Source organism: Tamaricihabitans halophyticus (assembly GCF_004340875.1).
In the GTDB taxonomy this organism is placed as follows: Bacteria; Actinomycetota; Actinomycetes; order Mycobacteriales; family Pseudonocardiaceae; genus Tamaricihabitans; species Tamaricihabitans halophyticus.
Genome location: NZ_SLXQ01000004.1, coordinates 287,663 through 307,040, shown reverse-complemented (window position 1 = coordinate 307,040; position 19,378 = coordinate 287,663). Strand labels below are relative to the sequence as shown.

The following is a 19,378-nucleotide window of genomic DNA, read 5'->3' as shown; positions in this document are numbered from 1 at the left end:
AGGAACACCTATGACCGAGTCCATCGAACGCACTGCGGAATGCCCTGTCACGGGCAAGCCTAACCAGGACTGGGATCCGCTGTCGGCGGAGAGTCTGTTCAATACGGCCGAGCATGACAACGAGATGCGTCGGACGTGTCCGGTGGCTTATACAGAGCAGTTCGGTGGATTCTGGTCGGTTTTTGATCATGAGACTATCACCAAGGTCGTCCGTGACACGGAGACGTTCATTTCCGCTCCCAGCCCGACTGTTCCCCCCGTCAGTTCCCCTGATCGCCCGTTTCCGCCGCTCCAGTCGGATCCGCCGATGCACCGCAAGTATCGGTCGCCGTTGATTCCGTTTTTCCGAGGCGATCGCATCGCGAGCTTCGAGCCCCGGCTGGTTGAGCTCACCAACGAACTTATCGATGAGTTTATTGATAAGGGCGAGGTTGACTTCGCTAAGCAGCTTGCGACTCCGTTGCCGGCGAAGGGGATCTGCCTGCTACTTGGTTTGCCGGAGGACGATTGGCGGTACTTCCACGACTGGGCGAACCGGCTCATTGCCTGCGCGTTTGCTCAGGATATGGCGGGTGTCGAGGCGATATTCGACGATATTACGGCGTTTGCGACCTCGTGGATCGCCGAGCGTCGCAAGGAGCGCAAGGACGACGTTATCGATGCGTTGTTGCATACCGAGATCGACGGGCGTCCGATGACCGATACCGAGATTATCGGCACCTTCACCCTGCTGTTCTCCGCTGGTCATGAGACGATTGCTTCGGCGATCTCCTGGTCGCTCAAATATCTTGCGGACAATCCTGATATCCGTGCTCAGCTAGCGGCGGACCCAACGTCATTGCCTGCGGCGACGATCGAACTGATTCGGCTTGCCAGTCCTGCGCGGGCCCTTGCGCGGACCACCACCAAGCCCGTCGAGCTCGGCGGGCGACAGATCGGCGCCGGCGAGCGAATAGCGGTTGTTTTCGGTGCGGGCAGCCGGGACGAGCGGGTTTTCGACAACCCTGACGACTTCGACGTCAGCAGGGACAACCGCAAGCACCTCGCCTTTGGTAACGGGATCCACCGGTGTATCGGGGAAGAACTCGCCAAGCTCGAGGTACGGATCTGCTTGCAGGAAGTGCTTCGCCGGATCCCCGACTTCGAGCTCGCGGGTGAGGTTCAGCAGACACTGTGGCCAACTAACGGGTTTGCCACGCTTCCGATGGCGTTCCCCGCGAACTGAGGTGCCCGAACCAGATGTCCTCAGCCGAACCGTTGCCGGTTGATCCGGGCCAGCAGCCACATCAGGAACGCCGCGCCGAACGCGCCGGTCACGATGCCCACGGGCAGTTCCGCGTCGGCGAGTAGCTGGCGCGCGACGAGATCGCTCGCGAGGACCAGAAGCGCCCCGGTCAGTGCTGCGGCGACCGGGGGTGGCGCCGACGTCCGGCAGAGCAACCGGGCGATCTGCGGCGCGGCGAGGGCGACGAACAGCACCGGACCGGCCGCGGCTGTGGCGAAAGCGGCCAGCCCGACGGCGGTGAGCAGTAGCGCGAATCGGGTCAGCTGCACTGGGGTGCCGAGACCGCTGGCTGTCTCGTCCCCGAGCTGCAGTACTCGCATCCAGCGAGTGAGCAGCAGGGTGGCGGGGACTAGCACGAGCAGTGCGATGAGCAGCGGAAGCGCCTGGTCGTAATCGCGCCCGTTGAGGTTGCCAACCAACCAGCCCATCGCCTGCTGGGCCTCGTACTCGTAGGCCCTGGTCATCAGGTAGTCGATAGCCGCGATGCAGGTCCAGGAGACACCGATGCCGATCAGCACGATCCGGTAGCCGGTAGTGCCACGGCGCCAAGCCAGCAGGTAGACGAGCAGCGCGGCGGCGAACCCGCCGGCCAGCCCGAGGACCTGGGTACCCAAGCCGGAACCGAACCCGAGCACGATTCCGGATACCACTGCGAAGCCGGCGCCGTGGGTAATGCCGATCATGTCCGGGCTGGCCAGCGGGTTGCGCGTGATGGTCTGCAGGATCGCGCCGGACATGCCCAGCGCGACGCCGACGAGCAGGGCAACCACCGAGCGGGGGACCCGCAGTTCCTGTACGACGAACAGCGCGTAGCTATCGCCACCGCCGGCGAGCGCGCGCACTACGTCGACGAAGCCGAGTGGATAGTCGCCGATCGCGATACCGGCACTGAACACCAGGAAGCTCGCAACGGCAAGGACGAGGCAGACCAGCCAGGTTCGTGGGTGCAGCTGGCCGGACACCGAGTGCCTGCCCAGCCGGAACGCGGTGCGTCCCGCGACTCGCCGGACTTCGACAACGGGCATGGTCATAGCTCCGTGAGCCGGTGGCGGCGGACGAGGTAGATGAAGAACGGCACACCGAGAAAGACCACGATGATGCCGATCTGGATCTCGGCTGGCCGGGCTACGACGCGCCCTAGGACGTCCGCGGCAAGCAGCAGGATCGGCGCGATCAGCATCGCGGTTGGCAACAGCCAACGCTGATCGGGACCGACCAGGATACGCGCGATATGCGGTACGACCAGTCCGACGAACACGATCGGACCGGCGAGCGCTACGGCAGCGCCGGTCAGCAGCGTGATCGCGAGCATCCCCCTGAGACGCACCAGCCGTGGTCTATGGCCAAGCGAGACGGCGACATCCTCGCCAAGCGCGAGGCTGTTCAGCGCGGGCCCGCTGGCGAGCGCCAGTAGCGTTCCGGCAACCAGGAAGGGGAGCAGCTGTGTGATGATCTCCAGCGGCTGTCCGGCCAACGATCCGGCTGACCAGAAGCGATAGCGGTTCAGTGTCTGCGCGTCGGAGAGCACCATCGCACTGGTGAACGAGCCGAGTAGAAAGGTCATCGCGATCCCCGCGATAGCCAGTTTGACCGGGGTCGCACCGGCGTTGCCCAGCCCACCGAGCAGCGAGACGACCGTGCTGGCCAGTAGCGCACCGGCGAAGGCGAACCAGATGTAGCCGTGTACGGCGGTAACACCCGCGACGGCGATGGCGAAGACGATCCCGAACGAGGCGCCGCTGGTGATGCCGAGCAACCCCGGATCGGCGAGTGGGTTGCGGGTGAGTGCCTGCATCAATGCCCCGGCGAGGCCGAGGCCGACCCCGACGAGCAGTCCGAGCAGCGTGCGGGGAATCCGGTAATCGCGAATGATCGCGTCGATCTCGGAACCACCTGGCTGGACGATTCCCTGCCATATCTCGCCGAGCCCGATCGGTCGTGCGCCCACGGCGATCGAGATCAGGCACAGCGATACCAGCGCGACAACGCACACCACGAGTAGTGGTACCCGCCAGGAGGATCGTGCCGATTGTCTGGGTACGGCTGGCGGGGGCCGTGTGGTCGATACGCGTGTCATGGGCGTTCGTTGCCAAGCAAACTGGATGCCGCTGGTCGCGGCGGGCTTGATGTGGTCAACCTCGATCTGGTCAACACCGGCGGCTCCGGATGGTTCGACACGTCCACTGACACCTTGCACCGTGGGGCTAAGGCTAGCTTTACCTCAGTTGGTTGTCCCGGGGTTACCCGGGGTGCTCGGCAACGTGGAGTGGCGTAGCGAACGTCGTGCTTGAGGTTAGGTGATGCTTACCTTAGGGTCGTCAGTGTGTTTAGGCTTTCCTAACTAGCGTCCGCTGGAGTTTTCCGCCGGCCTTGGCCACATCCCACGACCCGTAAGAGGTGCCGATGTCCACGTTCCGCGCCCGCCGCTTCGTGCGCCGACTGTCGACTCTGGTTGTCGTGTCCGTACTGGCGGTCGTGGTTGCCGCCTGCGGTACCGCCTCGGACGGCGCCGAGGGCAACTCCGGCGTCCGGATGGAGCATAAGTACGGAACTACCGAATTGCCGGAGAATCCGCGGAAAGTGGTGGCGCTGGGGCTCAACGATCAGGAGGCCCTGCTGGCCCTCGGCATCAAACCGGTGGGCGTGGTGGACTGGTTCGGGGAGCGGCCGTACGGGAACTGGCCGTGGACCAAGCCGAAGTGGGGCGAGACAAAACCGGAGATCGTGGGGGAGCGGGACGACTATCAGCTGGAGAAGATCGCCAAGCTCCAGCCGGACCTGATCATCGCGCAGTACAGCGGGATGACCAAGGAACAGTACGAGAAGTTGGCGAAGATCGCGCCGACCGTGGCGCAGCCCCCCGGTCAGCAGGACTACGCGGCGCCATGGCGACTGATGACCGAACGGATCGGCAAGGCGGTCGGCAAGCAGCAACAGGCCACCAAGCTGATCGATGGAGTGGACGCCAAGTTCGCCGCCGTGCGCCAAGAGCATCCGGAGTTCGCCGAACAGTCCATTGTAGTCGCGGATAGTTTTCAGCCAGGGGAGTACGCACTGTTCGCGGACCACGACGCGAAGGCGGAGTTCGCCCTCGAGCTCGGTTTTCAAGGATCATCGGAAATCACCGAACTGGCCGGGGACAACAATGCGGCTGAGGTGAGCTCCGAACGGCTGGACCTCGTCGCCGACGTGGATCGGATGTTGTGGACCGTCGCGGACGACTCGGTACGCAAGCGGGTGCAAAACGACGAGGTGTACCAGCGATCGAAGGTTGCCCGCGAGGACGCCTCGGTGTTTGTCACGTACTACGACCCGCCCGTCGGCGCCGCCGTCTCATTCAACACCGTGCTGAGCATCCCGTACGCGATTGATCGTGTGGTGCCACTGCTGGAGCAAACGGGGCCGAACGCGCGGTAGTGGCTGTACACGGCCATCGACAACCACGACCAACGGACCAGTTCGCCGAACGCGGGGAGTCGAAACGATGATGCCGGAAGGCCGGGAGATCGCGGATATCGGTGGGGTGGCGGCCACGCGGCTGCTCGATGGTCACGCCGCGCACGGCGAATCCGAGCCAGTCCGGCTGCATGCCGAACTCCCGTTGCCCGATGTCGAACCAGCTACCACGGCGATTGCCGCGCTGGCCGGCTATGCGCATCGCGTTACCGGCGCCCGCGAGATCGGCCTCGAGGTGGCATGCGTCGACCTGGGCGAGACACCGCTACGGCCACTGCGGCTGCGCATCCGTCCAGAGCAGACTGGTCAGGAGTTGCGCGACACGGTGTCCGCGGCACTGGCCGAACTGATCGAGCAGCCAGGGGCCGACGCATCCGCGTTCAGTGCGCGTACCGCGGACCTCACGATGACCGTTCGCCCAGCCGGCGCGCTGGTCGATGTGGAGTTCGCCGCCGCGTGCCCAGCCGCGTTACTCGCCGCGCAGCTGGGTCGCTTTACCGCCTTGTGGCAGGAATTGTGCGCCGACCCGACACGGCCGATCGGCCGTGTCGCGCTGACGACCGCCGAGGAGCGCGCCCGGTTGGTCGGTTCCTGGGGCGTCAATGACGGTCCGGTCGTCGAGCTGTCCTGGCCGGACACCGTACGTCGGCAAGCCGCCCGCGCACCCGACGCGATAGCCGTCCATGATGGACAGAACACGGTGACCTATCGCGAACTGCTCGCGGAGGCGGACCAGATTGCCAGCTTGCTGGTCGCGCGTGGCGTCGGCGCCGAGGACGTCGTCGCGGTAGCCCTTCCGCGTTCCGCCCGGCTGGTGGCGAGTTTGCTCGGTGTACTCGAAGCGGGTGCGGCCTATCTGCCACTGGAACTGGCCAGTCCGGCGGAGCGGCTCGGCTACGTGCTTCGTGATTCCGGTGCGCGCACCGTGCTGACGGTCGGCGCGCTGCTTACCGAGCTACCGGCGAGCGAAGCCACCCCGATCGTGCTGGATGATCCAGCCGAGCTGGCCGGCGTTAGCGGAGAACTCGCGGCTCGGGAACCCCTGCCGCTGGCGCGCGCCGCCTACCTGATTTACACCTCCGGTTCCACCGGAACCCCAAAAGGCGTGCACCTGACCCACGACGGGATCGGCAGTCTGGTCGCTACCGCGATCGAGCGGTTCGGGGTCGATGAGCACAGCAGAGTCGCCCAGTTCGCGTCGATCGGATTCGACGTCGCGGTATGGGAACTGGGTATGGCGCTCTGCGTCGGCGCCAGCGTGGTGATCGTGCCGGACGAGTACCGGATCGCTGGCCGGCAGCTCACTGATTTCCTGATCGAGCAGGAGCTGACGCACGTTTTCCTGCCGCCATCGTTGGTCAGCGCGTTGCCAGCGGACTGCCTGTTACCGGCGAACGCGGTGCTTGGCGTTGGCACCGAGTCGGTTCCCGCTGGCTTGGTGAACCGGTTCGCCAAGCGCCAGCAGCTGTTCGTCTGTTATGGGGTCACCGAAGCCAGTGTCAACTCGACACTCTGGGCGGCCGAACCGGACTGGCAGGGACCGGTGCCGATCGGCGTACCGGATCGAAACACCCGTTGCTATGTGCTCGATTCGGCTCTGCAGCCGGTGCCAGCCGGTTTCCCTGGTGAGCTGTACCTCGGGGGGAGGGGCCTGGCCAGGGGCTACCTCGGCATGCCGGGCCGTACCGCCGAACGGTTTCTGCCCGACCCGTATGCCGAGCTCGCGGGTGCCCGGATGTATCGCACCGGAGACCGGGTTCGCTGGCGCGCCGATGGCGTGCTGGAATTTCTCGGGCGGGCCGATGATCAGCTGAAGGTGCGCGGCTACCGGATTGAACCCGGCGAGGTCAGTGCCACGCTGACCGCACACGACGCGGTGGCGGACGCGGTGGTCCTCCCGTACGAGGTTGGTACCGGAGATCGTCGACTCGTCGCCTACGTGGTGCCCGAGCTGGCACGTGATACCCGGGATCAGCGGGCCGAAGCGGATACGGTCGCGCAGTGGAGGCAGCTCCACGAAGTGCTCTACGCCGCCACGGCCGGTGATCCCTTCGAGGACGGTTTCGCCGGTTGGCACAGTAGTTATGACGGGGCACCGATCCCGCTGCCGCAGCTGCGGCGCTGGCGCGCGGCGACGGTGCGGCGGATCAGCGAGCTGCGCCCGCGTCGAGTGCTGGAAATCGGTGTGGGTAGCGGACTCCTCCTGTCCCAGTTGGCCGCGGACAGCGTCGAATACTGGGGTACCGACCTTTCCGCCGAAGCGATCGAGGCACTGCGGCGCAAAATAGCGGAGCGCCCCGAACTCGCCGGACGGGTGGAGCTGCGCACCCTGCAGGCCAGTGATTTCACTGGTCTGCCCGACGACCGGTTCGATACCGTCGTCCTCAACTCGGTGGCACAGTACTTTCCCAGCGTCGAGTACCTCGTCGAGGTACTCCGGGGCGCGCTGCGGCTACTCGTCGATGGCGGCGCCGTGTTCCTTGGCGATATCCGGAACCTGCGCCTGCTGCGTTGCCTGCGGGCAGGTATCGCCGAAGCAACCAACGACCTTGGCCGCGCGACGATCGATTCCGCGCTTGCCAGCGAAGGCGAGTTGCTGCTCGACCCGGATTTCTTCCCCGCGCTTGCCCGCGAGATCGACGGGATCGGCGGGCTGGACATCCGGATCAAACAGTCCGATGACCCGAACGAGCTCAGCCGGTACCGCTACGACGTGGTATTGCGTAAGGGCAGGGCGCCCGACGTGGCGAGTTCGGCCACCGAACTTCGGTGGGACACCGAGGTGCGCACGCTTGCCGAGCTCGGGGACCGGCTGGAACAGGAACGACCGGACACGCTCAGGCTGTGCGGGATTGCCAATGCCCGCATCGTCGACGACCTCCGCGCACTGGCCGAAGTAGACGGTCACCCGGTGCCCAGTCGCACAACCGCCGTCGACCCACAGGAGCTGTCCGAACTCGGCGCGCGGTATGGCTATCAGACCAGCTGCACGTGGACCGGAAGCGCCGCGGACGGCAGGGTGGACGCGGTCTTCACGCTCGGTCATTCGCCACGGGCGGACTACCGCCCTGGCGTCACCTCCGGCAGCGCGGCCGATTTCGCGAACGTGCCAGCTCGTTACCGTGACCGGACGGCGTTGGGTAAGGCACTACGGGAACACCTACGCACTCGGTTGCCGGACTACCTGGTGCCAGCCGCGATCGTCGCGCTGGATCGTTTTCCGCTACTGCCCAACGGAAAACTCGATCGTGCCGCGCTACCAGCGCCGACGTTCGGCAGCGCGGGCGACCAGCGGCCGAGGGGGCCACGCGAGGCGCTGCTCAGCCGGCTGTGCGCCGAGGTACTGGGCGTCCCCGACATCGGCATCACCGACGATTTCTTCGAGTGCGGTGGCGACAGTATCCTCGCGCTCCGGCTGATGTCGCTTGCCGGTGAACAGGGGATCGGCTTCACCGTACGGCAGGTGTTCGAGCATCGCACGGTCGCCGGCATCATCGAGAACGCGGCGGCGCGCGCGGCCAAGGACCTGGATGCCACCATGACCGCGCCAACCGAGGTCTCGCTCGCGGTGGACGATGGTGAGCTGGTCGACTGCGGCGACTATGCCGACGTGCTTCCGGTTACCCCGCTACAGGAAGGGTTCTACTTCCACGCGCACGCGCGCCATGGTGCCGCCGATGTCTACATCGTGCAGGAGGCCCTCGAGCTCGCGGGACAGGTCGACGCGGCGGCGCTCCGGCAGGCGACGCAGGAGTTGCTCGACCGGCATGAATCCCTGCGTTCCGGATTCCGGCAACTGAACGACGGGCGAATCGTGCAGGTCGTGGCCGCCGAAGCACGATTGCCCTGGCGCGAAGTGGCAGAGGCGGACTACTCGGGTTTCGCCGAGATCGCCAACCGGGACCGATCAGCCGGCTTCGAACTGACTCGCCCGCCGTTGCTACGGGCCACCTTCGTCCGGTCCGCGACCGGTGGCAGGTTGTTGCTCACCTTCCACCACCTTGTCGCGGACGGCTGGTCAGTGCCGATCATGGTGCGCGAGATTCTCGCGCGCTACGCCCCGCACGGCCAGCCGAAGCAGCTCGCCGAACCAACACCCCGGCGGCACTACCTCGCCTGGCTTGCGGCACGCGACGACGACGCGGCCCGCAGCGCCTGGCAACAGGCGCTCGACGGGATCGACGAGCCAACCACCCTGGTCTCGCCGTCCAGGGCCGAGCCTCGGCGGGCGAAGCTGGCCACCCGGTTGTCCGGGGCGCTGGCCAGCGGGCTCACCGAGTTCGCACGGACCCACGGGGTGACCATTGGCACTGTGCTGCATGGCGCATGGGGCCTGCTGCTACGCGCGCACACCGGACGCACTGACGTGTGCTTCGGTAGCACCGTATCCGGCCGGGAAGCGACGGTCAGCGGGATCGAGTCCGCGGTGGGGTTGTTCATCAACACCGTGCCAGTGCGGCAACGGCCGCGACCTGACGAGTCCGTTGTGGACTTTCTGCGGCGTAGCCAGCGCGAACAGTCCGCCCTGCTGGACAGCCAGCACCTCGGGCTGCGCGAGCTGCGGCGGATAACCGGGGTGGATGCCGAACTGTTCGACACGCTCGTGGTCTTCGAGAACTACCCACGGGATCCAGCACCCACCGACCCCGCCGGCGAGCTGCGGGTCACCGGAGTCGAGGTGATCGACGCGGTGCACTACCCGGTCGCGTTGATCATCACTCCCGTCGATGGCTTCGAATTCACCATGAAGTACGACCAGGCACGGCTGTCGCAAGCATCGGCGCAGGAGCTGCTTGATCAGCTGGTCCGGCTCGTCGAGCTGATCTGCGCCGGACCGGAGCGGTCGGTGCGCGATCTCGATCCGCGACTGGCTACCGAACGCGCCACAGTCGAAGCCGCCAACGCGACCGAGCGACCGATCGGCGCGGACACCCTGTTGACCGCGATCCACCATCAGGTGCGGCGTAGTCCGGACGCGATCGCGGTGATCGCCCCGGAGACGAGGCTGACCTATCGGGAACTTGACCGGGCGGCGGTGCTCCTTGCCCACCGTTTGCGGGAAGCCGCGGTTGGTCCGGAAAGCATCGTCGCCGTCGCCGTGCCGCGCTCGGCGGAGTTGATGATCGCGCTGCTCGCGGTCGGCAAGGCTGGCGCCGCGTACCTACCACTGGACCTGGATTATCCGGCCGAACGATTGGCCTTCATGCTCGCCGACTCCGGCGCCAAGGTCGTGCTGACCAGATCCGGCACCATGCTGCCCGCGGTGTCCGGAGTCCACCCGATACTCGTCGACGAACCAACCGGCCACGAGCCGGCGATGCCGGTGCCGGAAGACCAGCCGAAACCGGAACATCCCGCCTATCTGATCTACACTTCGGGATCCACCGGCCAGCCAAAGGGAGTGCTGGTAAGCCACCGGGCAATCGTGAACCGGCTCAACTGGATGCAGGCCAGCTTCGGCCTCGCACCCGAGGATCGGGTGCTACAGAAAACCCCGGCCAGCTTCGACGTATCCGTCTGGGAGTTCTTCTGGGCGCTGCGCGAGGGCGCCACCGTGGTACTCGCGGATCCCGCGGGGCACCGGGATCCGCGCTATCTCGCCGAACTCATCCGCGCCGAGCGGATCACCACCATGCACTTCGTGCCGACGATGCTCGACGCTTTCGTCGGCGTACCCGAACTGGCCACCGAACGAGACTGGGCCAGCAGTCTGCGGCGCGTCTTCACCAGCGGGGAAGCACTGTCCACTGCACTGGCGGCGCGATGGACCGAACTGACCGGGGTGGCCATGCACAATCTGTACGGTCCGACCGAGGCGGCTGTGGACGTCAGCTGGTGGCCTTACGGGCAGAGCGAACAGACCGAGCAACACGCCTCGGATGGCGTGCCGATCGGCACGCCAGTATGGAATACCACCCTGCATGTACTGGACAGCTGGCTGCGCCCGGTGCCCATCGGCGCGCCCGGCGAGCTGTACCTCGGAGGTATCCAGCTGGCCAGGGGTTATCACCGGCGCGCCGGTATGACCGCCGAGCGATTCGTGGCCAACCCCTTCGAACCGGGCACCCGGCTGTACCGCACCGGTGATCTCGTCCGCCGCCGTGGCGATGGCGCGCTGGAATACCTTGGCCGAACCGATCACCAGGTGAAGATTCGGGGAAACCGGATCGAGCTGGGCGAGGTCGAGGCCCAGCTGCGGTCGATTCCTGGTGTGGTCGCGGCGGCGGCGATCGTCCGGCACGGCTCCTTGCTCGGCTACGCGGTGCCGCACCAGCAGGCCCGGCTGGACGCCGCCGAGCTGAGGCGATCCCTTGCCGAGCGGCTGCCCAACCACGCGATACCCCATCGGATACAGCTACTCGCCGAGCTACCGCATACCCCGAACGGCAAGCTGGACCGGGCCGCGTTGCCGGACGGGCAGCCAGCCGGCCAGCCCGGTGTTGAGACGGAATCCGGTTCTGCGGAAGAACACGCCCGCGACACGCCCGCGATGCGCATCCTCCGGGATGCCTACGCCACCGTGCTCGGTCTGGCCACGGTTGCCGAGCACGATGATTTCTTCGCGCTCGGCGGGGACAGCATCAGTGCGATCAGCCTGGCCACCAGGGCAAGATCCAACGGGCTGGAAATCGACCCGCAGGACGTGTTCACCGCCCGCACCCCGGCCGCGCTTGCCGAACTCGGCACGATCGCGGACACGCCGTCGACACAGACGAGCGTCGCGGACGTCCAGTTGCGGCTGACCGAAGAGCAGACCCACCAGGTACATGCCCGCAGCGCCTTCCCGGTCGCCGAAGTCTGGCCACTGTCGCCGCTACAGGAGGGGCTTTACTTCCACGCCAGTTACGACGCCGACGAGCTGGATGTCTACACAGCACAGTCCACATTCGACTTCAACCGAACGCTCGATGTCGACCGGCTGACGCTTGCGGTGACCACCTTGCTCAACCGGAACGCCAGCCTGCGCGCGGGATTCACCAGCGATGGCCTACCCGAGCCGGTACAGTTCGTCACGGTCGATCCGCGCCCACGGATCACCGAGCATGATCTGCGCGAGCTGCCTCCCGGCGACCGGGACGAGCGCGTTCGCCAGCTGCTCGCCACGGACCGTACTCTGCGATTCCGGCTCGACGAACCACCGCTCTTCCGGTTCATGCTGCTCCGGCTCGCGCCGGGCAGGGACCGCCTGGTGCTCACCTATCACCTCATCGCCTGGGATGGCTGGTCGGCCGAACTGCTCCTCGAGCAGCTCTTCGCACTGTACGAACTGGCCGGCAGCGACCGGCTCTTCGCGCCACCCGGAACATATCGCGATTACCTGTCCTGGCTGGCCGAGCAGGACTTCAGCAGGGCAAAACTGGCGTGGCGGAAGGCCCTTGGTGGGCTGACCGAGCCGAGCCTGCTCACCGAAAGCGAGCCAGGTGACCGGCCGGTGATGCCGACCAATCTGGGCGTTGAGCTGTCCGCCGAACTCAGCGATCGGCTCAGGGAATTCGCCCGTGGCGACGGGCTCACCCTGCACACCCTGCTCGGTGCCGGCTGGGCACTGACCATGGCCGCCGCACTCGGACGAGGCGATATCGTATTCGGCACCGCCGTGGCCGGTCGGCCCGCCGCGGTCGCCGACGTGACGAGCATTATCGGCATGTTCCTCAACACCGTGCCGGTCCGGGTGACCTGCCGGTCGGCGGAGACGCTACGGCAGCTGCTCCGTCGCATGCAGGACGAGCGAGCCGAGCTGCTGCCCTTCGATTATCTCGGCCTCGGCGAGGTGCAGCGGGAATCCGGCCATCGGCAGCTGTTTGACACACTGTTTGTACTGCGACCGGCGGACGGCGTGCAATGGCTGGCGAACCTGCGCAGCCGGCACGGGATCAGCCAGGCGACGCATGTAGACGCCACGCACTACCCACTGACCCTGATCGCGACACCGCAACGACGGATCAGTATCGAACTCGCCTACCGCGCGGACCGCATCGACGGCGACGTCGCACAGTCCACTCTCGAGCGTTTCGTGACTATTCTGGAACGCATGGTCCGTCGGCCGGATGACCGCGTTGGCCAGCTTGATCTGCTGCTCACGGCCGAACATGAATCGCTCGCGCGTGACTGGGCGGCCAGCACGCACGAGATGGACCACCGCACGGTCGCCGAACTGCTCGCCGAGCGCGCGGCACGGGACCCCGACCAGCTCGCCGTGGTCTGCGGTACCGAGCACCTGAGCTACGCGGAGTTGGATACCAGGATCAACCAGCTGGCCCGGTTACTGCTGCGGCACGGCGCTGGGCCGGAACAGGTGATAGCGCTCGCCATACCTCGTTCCGTCGAGATGGTCGTGGCACTGTTCGCCGTGCTGCGCACGGGTGCCGCCTACCTGCCCGTCGATCTCGAACATCCTCCGGAGCGGTTGGCGCATATGCTGGTCGACACAGCCCCGCTGCGGGTAGTGACCACGAAGTCCGCGGTCGATGCGCTACCCGATACGCCGGCGCCGGTACTGGAGCTGGACGAACCCGCCATCCACGCGCAACTCGAGACGTTCGCCACCGCGCCACTGTCCGATGTAGAACTTGGTGCGTTCGCCGAGGATCGGCCGGAACGGCTCGAACACCCCGCCTACTTGATCTACACTTCCGGATCGACCGGCCGACCGAAGGGAGTCGTCACACCGTATCGCGGGCTGACGAACATGCAGCTCAATCACCGGGCGGAGATCTTCGATCCGACCGTCCGGCTGGCTGGGCGCCGGCTGCGGATCGCGCATACCGTCTCGTTCGCCTTCGACATGTCCTGGGAGGAGCTGCTCTGGCTGATCGAAGGACACGAGGTGCATATCTGCGATGAGCGGCTGCGCAGGGACGCGCCCGAGTTGGTCCGTTACTGTAACCGGCACGCCGTCGACGTGGTGAACGTGACGCCCACCTACGCGCAGCAGCTGATCGACGAAGGATTGCTCGAAGGCCATATCCCGCCACTGGTGTTGCTTGGTGGGGAAGCGGTTCCGGAGACCGTATGGCGGCGGCTGTGCGATACGGAGGGGACTTTCGGCTACAACCTGTATGGGCCGACGGAGTACACGATCAACACCCTTGGTGGGGGCACCCTCGACTCGGCGACGTCGACGGTTGGCCGTCCGATCTGGAACACCCGGGCGTACGTGCTCGATCCGCGGCTGCGGCCGGTGCCGCCGGGGACTCCGGGTGAGCTCTACATCTCCGGTATCGGGCTGGCCAGGGGATACCACAACCGGCCGGGGCTGACCGCGGAACGGTTCGTGGCCAATCCATTCGAGCCTGGCGCCCGGATGTACCGGACTGGTGATCTGGTGCGGACGCGCATCGACGGGAACCTCGACTTCCTGGGCCGCACCGACGACCAGGTGAAGATCCGCGGTTACCGGGTGGAACTCGGTGAGATCAGTGCCGCGCTTGCCGAACATCCGGATGTCGCGCATGCCACGGTACTGATGTCCTCGGCCAACGGATTTCCTCGGCTGGTCGGGTATGTCGTGGGTTCGGCCCGCCCCGAAGAGCTCAAACGGTTCGTCAAACGGCTGCTACCGGACTATATGGTGCCCGCAACGATTATCGGCGTCGACGCGTTGCCGTTGACCGTCAACGGCAAGCTCGATGTCGCTGCGCTGCCCGCCCCGGTGATCGAAGCCGGCGCGGACAGCAGGCAGCCAAGAGATGCTGCCGAGCGGGTGCTGTGCGCGTTGTTCGCGGAGCTGCTTGGCGCCGCCTCGGTCGGTATCGACGACAGCTTCTTCGAGATGGGTGGCCACTCGCTGCTGGCGACCAGACTGATCAGCAGGGCTCGCACGGAACTTGGCGCGGAACTGTCGATCCGCGATCTGTTCGACGCACCCACGGTCGCCGAACTCGCGCCCCGTGCCGGTGGCACGCGGGGGCCGCGACCAGTGCTCGTGCCGCAGGATCGGCCCGTCGCGATCCCGCTTTCCTTCGCCCAGCAGCGATTGTGGCTGATCGACCAGTCCACCACCGGCTCGGCGGCATACAATTTCCCGTTGGCGCTGCGTTTGTCCGGCCAGCTGGACGGCACCGCGCTGCGATCGGCGCTTGCCGACGTGGTGGGGCGGCACGAGGCATTGCGGACCGTGTTCCCGGTCAGCGGCGGCGTACCCGAGCAGCGGGTGCTTCCCGCGGACACGGTCGACGTACCGGTAGACGAGGTCCAGGTCACCGCGGCCGAACTGCCAGAGCTGCTGCGCGCCGGTCTCGATCGCCCGTTCGACCTGTCCATCGAGATCCCGCTGCGGGCAACCGTGTTCCGACTGTCCGATACGGAACACGTGCTGTTGCTGTTGCTGCACCATATCGCTACCGACGAGTGGTCCGACGCCCCGTTCCTGCGTGATCTGTCCGCGGCATACCGAGCGCGCCTGGTCGCAGCGGCCCCGGACTGGTCGCCGCTACCCGTTCAGTACGCGGACTACACCCTCTGGCAGCGTCAGCTGCTCGGTGATCGGTCCGATCCGGACAGTGTGCTGGCCAGCCAGCTGGCCTACTGGAAAGATTCCTTGGCCGGCATCGTCGAGGAGATACAGCTGCCGGGAGCGCGCCCTCGGCCGGCACGGCCAAGCGGCTCCGGTGGGGTACTCGAGTTCCCGCTTGACGAGTACGCGAGCGGACAGCTCAGGGAACTCAGTGGAGAAACCGGTGCGAGCATGTTCATGGTCGTGCAGGCCGCCGTTGCCGCATTCCTGTACCGGATGGGCGCGGGCACGGATATCCCGCTCGGCACACCGATTGCTGGCCGTTCGGACGAAGCGCTGGACGAGCTGGTCGGATTCTTCGTGAACACCGTGGTGCTTCGGGCTGACCTGTCCGGTGCACCGAGTTTTCGCCAGCTCGTCCGGCAACTGCGGGAAACCGATCTGGCGGCCTTCTCGAATGCCGATGTGCCGTTCGAGGCTGTCGTCGAGGAATGCAATCCGGCACGTTCGGCCGCGCGGAACCCACTCTTCCAGGTGCTGGTGAGCTACCGTGATCCGCAGGAAGCCGCGCTCGATTTCGGGGAGCTGCGGCTGGACTGGGAACCAGTCGAACACCGGGCGGCCAAGTTCGACCTGGTGTTCAGCTTCCGCGAGGACCCGGCCACCGGGGGACCGCTGCACTGCTCAATCGAGTACGCGACCGAACTGTTCACGGAGGACATCGTCGCGGACCTTGCGCACCGGCTGAACAGCGTCGTCAACGCCGTCGCCGCTGAGCCTGAGCTGTCGGTAGCGGAGATCGAGCTGCTCAGTTCGGCCGAACTGGACCGCGCGCGTGCCGGTGGCCACGCCGAATCCCGGGCCGTACCGGAGTCTTCGCTGCCGGATCTGATCGCCTCGATCGCGCGGGACCACGCCGAGACGGTCGCGGTGTGTGATGGGTGCCGCGAGGTCAGCTATGCCGAGCTGCACGCCGATATCCAACGGATCGCCGCCGTGCTGGCCAACCGAGGAATCCGGCCCGGCGATGTGGTGGCGGTTGCCTTGCCGCGCGGTGCCGAACAGATCGGCGTGCTGCTCGCGATCACCACACTGGGCGCCGTGTACCTGCCGTTGGATATCGCGCATCCCGCCGACCGGCTCGCCTACCAACTGAGCGATTCGGACGCGCGGCTGCTGATCGCCACGCAAACCCATGCGGAGAAGATCGCAGGAGAGCCTGGCGTATCGCGGCTGGTTCTGGATTCGGCTGAGGTACTGGGTGAGCTCGCCGCGACTGAGCCGGTGTTCTCGCCGACAGTGGTGCCGCTCGACCAAGCCGCCTATGTCATTTACACCTCCGGCTCCACCGGTCGGCCAAAGGGTGTCGTGGTACCGCATCGCGGCCTGGCGAGCCTGGTGGCCACCGCGGTTGACCGGTTCGGGGTGCGGCCTGGGTCGCGGGTGTTGCAGTTCGCCTCGATCGGGTTTGACGTCGCGATCTTCGAGCTGTGCATGGCCTTGTGTACCGGTGCAACCCTGGTACTCGCGCCCGATGAGATCCGGGTTCCTGGCCGGCCGCTGACCGAGTTCCTGCGCACCCAGCGGGTGAGCCATGCCGCGTTGCCACCTTCGCTGGTTTCCGCGTTGCCGAGCCAGGAGCGGCTACCTGCCGGCACGACGTTGCTTGTTGGCACCGAAACCGTATCCGCGGACCTCATCGAGCGCTGGGTTGATGAGCTGACCGTGTTCGTCTGTTATGGCGTGACCGAGGCGACGGTGAACTCCACGCTGTGGCGCGCTGAGCCAGGGCTACGCGGCCCCGCGCCGATCGGTAGGCCGGACCCGAACACGGCGGTGTATGTGCTGGACGCCAGGTTGCGACCGGTACCTCCCGGGGTCGCCGGCGAGCTCTACCTCGCGGGGCCGGGGTTGGCACGCGGCTATCTTGGCCGGCAAGCGCTGACCTCGGCGCGGTTCATAGCGAGCCCGTTTGGCCCGGAAGGTTCCCGGTTGTACCGGACCGGCGATCTTGTTCGGTCGCGATTGGACGGAACACTGGAGTTCCTCGGTCGATCCGACGCCCAGGTGAAGATCCGTGGCTTCCGGATCGAACTCGACGAGATCGTCGCCGTACTCACCGAATGTGCCGGCGTGGGCCAAGCCACGGTTGTCGTGGACCGGAGTACCGGGGAGCCCAGGTTGGTCGGATACCTGGTACCGGATCCGGACTCGGCTGGGCTGGACGAACCCACTATTCGCGGGCAGCTTGCCACGTTGCTACCGGACTACTTCATGCCGCATGTTCTGGTGGAACTGGCCGGGCCGCTCCCGCTGACGCCGAACGGCAAGATCGACGCGGCGGCGCTGCCCGCACCAGACTGGGCCGCGCTGACCGGAACGGACTCGGTAGCTGAGACACCGCGCCAGCACAAGCTTGCCGGGTTGTTCGCCGAAGTGCTCGGGCTACACGGGGTTGGTGTCGCCCAGGTCGCCGTGGCGGACAGTTTCTTCGCGCTCGGTGGCCACTCGATGTCCGCGATGCGGCTACTCGGGCGGATTCGCACCGAGTTCGGTGCCGATCTGTCCATTCGCGACGTGTTCGACGCCCCAACGGTCGCGGCGCTTGCGGAGCGAATCGACTCGGCGTGGACCGCGCGACCGGACCTGCGGTCCCAGGAGCGGCCGGAAGCGTTGCCGCTAGCGCCGAATCAGGTCGAACATTGGGCGCGCTACCGTGTCGGCGGCGGCGATGATCAGGTGCTCGCGTTGACCACCAGCACGTCGTTCGATCTACCCACGCTCCGCCAGGCGCTCACCGATCTCGTCGACCGCCATGTGCCGTTGCGTACCTCCTACGCGGAGCAGGACGGTGTGGCGAGACAGCGGTTGGTCGACCCACCGGAACTCGTGCTGCTCGCCGAATCCGCCGAACCGCTTACCGCGGCGCTAGGTGAACAGGCTGGATACCGACCGGCACTGGTTGAGCAGCCGGCGCTGCGGGTCGAGTTGCTCAGCGCGCGGGACGGAACCGCCCTGCTGTTCGGGATGCACTATCTTGCCGTTGACGAGTGGTCGGTTGTCCCACTGCTACGGGACTTCGTGACGGCTTACCGCGCCCGCCGTGCCGGGCTGGCTCCGGAATGGACCGCGTTGCCGTTCGACTACGCCGACTACACGCTGTGGGCGCATCAGCTACTCGGTGACCCTGATGACGCTGGCAGCCTCGCTGCGACCCAGATCGAGTACTGGCGCGGCCAGCTGGCTGGCCTTGCCGGGCGAGTTCGGCTGCCGGGCGCGAAGGCGGTGGAGGCCACCTCGACCGCCGGTGGTCGATACGAGTTCACTCTGGACAGCGCACTGCACGCCGCGATCGATGGGCTAGCTCAGCGCACCGGAACAAGCATGTTCATGATCCTGCACGCCGCGCTGGGTACGGTACTGGGCGCCGAGGGGCACACCGAGCTTCCGATCGGCACTCAGGTCGCCGGTCGCACCGAGGACGAACTCGGCGGGCTGGTCGGCTGCCTGGCGAACACGGTGCTGCTGCGTACCGATACGACTGGCGATCCGCGCTTTCTCCAGCTGCTGAGCAGGGTCCGGGAGACGACGTTGGGTGCTCTTGACCACCAGGATGTTCCCTATGCCTGGCTGGTCGCGGAGCTGGAACTGCCGCCAGTGCCGCAGGTATTACTCGTCCACCACGAGCAGGCGGTACTGACCGAGGTCGAAGAGCTCGGTGCCGAACTCGTCGCAGTGCCGACTGGGACCGCGCGCACCGAGCTGACCGTGAGCTTCTATGAGCCGGCCGATGATGGGCCGGTGCCCTGCGAGCTCGAGTACGCCACTGAGCTCTTCGACCACAATGCCGTCGCGCTGCTGGCCGACCGGTGGGTATCGGTACTGCGTGGCGCCGTGGCGACACCGGAGGCTCGACTATCTACATTGACCGAACAAAAAGGAGGAAAGGTATGAGTAACCCGTTCGACGACCCAGAGGGTCAGTTCGTGGTGCTGGTGAACGCGGAGAACCAGCACAGTCTGTGGCCATCGTTTGCCGAGGTGCCGGCTGGCTGGTCCCAGGTGTTCGGTGTCGAGTCACGGGAGGCGTGTCTGAACTATGTGGAGCGGAACTGGACCGATATGCGCCCACGTAGCCTGGTAGAGGCGATGGGGGAGTAACCGAACCGGCGCTCGAATCGA

6 protein-coding genes are annotated in these 19,378 nt (G+C 66.3%); 4 read left to right on the top strand and 2 right to left on the bottom strand.

Going from position 1 to position 19,378, the window contains the following annotated elements:
• The first annotated feature begins 10 nt into the window (after positions 1-10).
• Entirely contained in the window at positions 11-1,225 is a 1,215-nt protein-coding gene (locus EV191_RS13390; RefSeq protein ID WP_132877344.1) for a cytochrome P450, read from the top strand.
• Positions 1,226-1,245: 20 nt separating this feature from the next.
• On the opposite strand, the gene EV191_RS13385 is transcribed toward EV191_RS13390, so the two are convergent.
• Positions 1,246-2,310 carry a FecCD family ABC transporter permease gene (locus EV191_RS13385; protein WP_207894520.1) on the bottom strand — a complete coding sequence of 355 codons (1,065 nt, stop codon included), beginning with the start codon at positions 2,308-2,310 and terminating at the stop codon, positions 1,246-1,248.
• A gap of 2 nt (positions 2,311-2,312) precedes the next feature.
• A complete protein-coding gene (locus EV191_RS13380; protein WP_132877342.1) occupies positions 2,313-3,362 on the bottom strand; it encodes a FecCD family ABC transporter permease in 1,050 nt (349 codons plus the stop codon).
• Between the two features lie 326 nt (positions 3,363-3,688).
• On the opposite strand from EV191_RS13380, the gene EV191_RS13375 reads away from it, so the two are divergent.
• The 3 genes from EV191_RS13375 to EV191_RS13365 all read left to right on the top strand — a co-directional run bounded on the left by EV191_RS13375 (position 3,689) and on the right by EV191_RS13365 (position 19,357).
• Positions 3,689-4,702: an iron-siderophore ABC transporter substrate-binding protein gene (locus tag EV191_RS13375; protein WP_132877341.1), complete on the top strand. Its 1,014-nt coding sequence runs from the start codon at positions 3,689-3,691 to the stop codon at positions 4,700-4,702.
• A gap of 67 nt (positions 4,703-4,769) precedes the next feature.
• Complete coding sequence (locus EV191_RS13370) at positions 4,770-19,151, top strand: non-ribosomal peptide synthetase (protein WP_132877340.1); 14,382 nt, start codon at positions 4,770-4,772, stop codon at positions 19,149-19,151.
• Positions 19,148-19,357 carry an MbtH family protein gene (locus tag EV191_RS13365; protein WP_132877339.1) on the top strand — a complete coding sequence of 70 codons (210 nt, stop codon included), beginning with the start codon at positions 19,148-19,150 and terminating at the stop codon, positions 19,355-19,357. Before EV191_RS13370 ends, EV191_RS13365 begins: the two co-directional genes overlap by 4 nt.
• Positions 19,358-19,378 lie beyond the last annotated feature (21 nt).

Bases quoted from the DNA above. Each gene is read 5' to 3' on its own strand.
- EV191_RS13390 (WP_132877344.1), top strand. From the start codon at position 11: ATGACCGAGTCCATCGAACGCACTGCGGAATGCCCTGTCACGGGCAAG.
- EV191_RS13385 (WP_207894520.1), bottom strand. From the start codon at position 2,310: ATGCCCGTTGTCGAAGTCCGGCGAGTCGCGGGACGCACCGCGTTCCGG.
- EV191_RS13380 (WP_132877342.1), bottom strand. From the start codon at position 3,362: ATGACACGCGTATCGACCACACGGCCCCCGCCAGCCGTACCCAGACAA.
- EV191_RS13375 (WP_132877341.1), top strand. From the start codon at position 3,689: ATGTCCACGTTCCGCGCCCGCCGCTTCGTGCGCCGACTGTCGACTCTG.
- EV191_RS13370 (WP_132877340.1), top strand. From the start codon at position 4,770: ATGATGCCGGAAGGCCGGGAGATCGCGGATATCGGTGGGGTGGCGGCC.
- EV191_RS13365 (WP_132877339.1), top strand. From the start codon at position 19,148: ATGAGTAACCCGTTCGACGACCCAGAGGGTCAGTTCGTGGTGCTGGTG.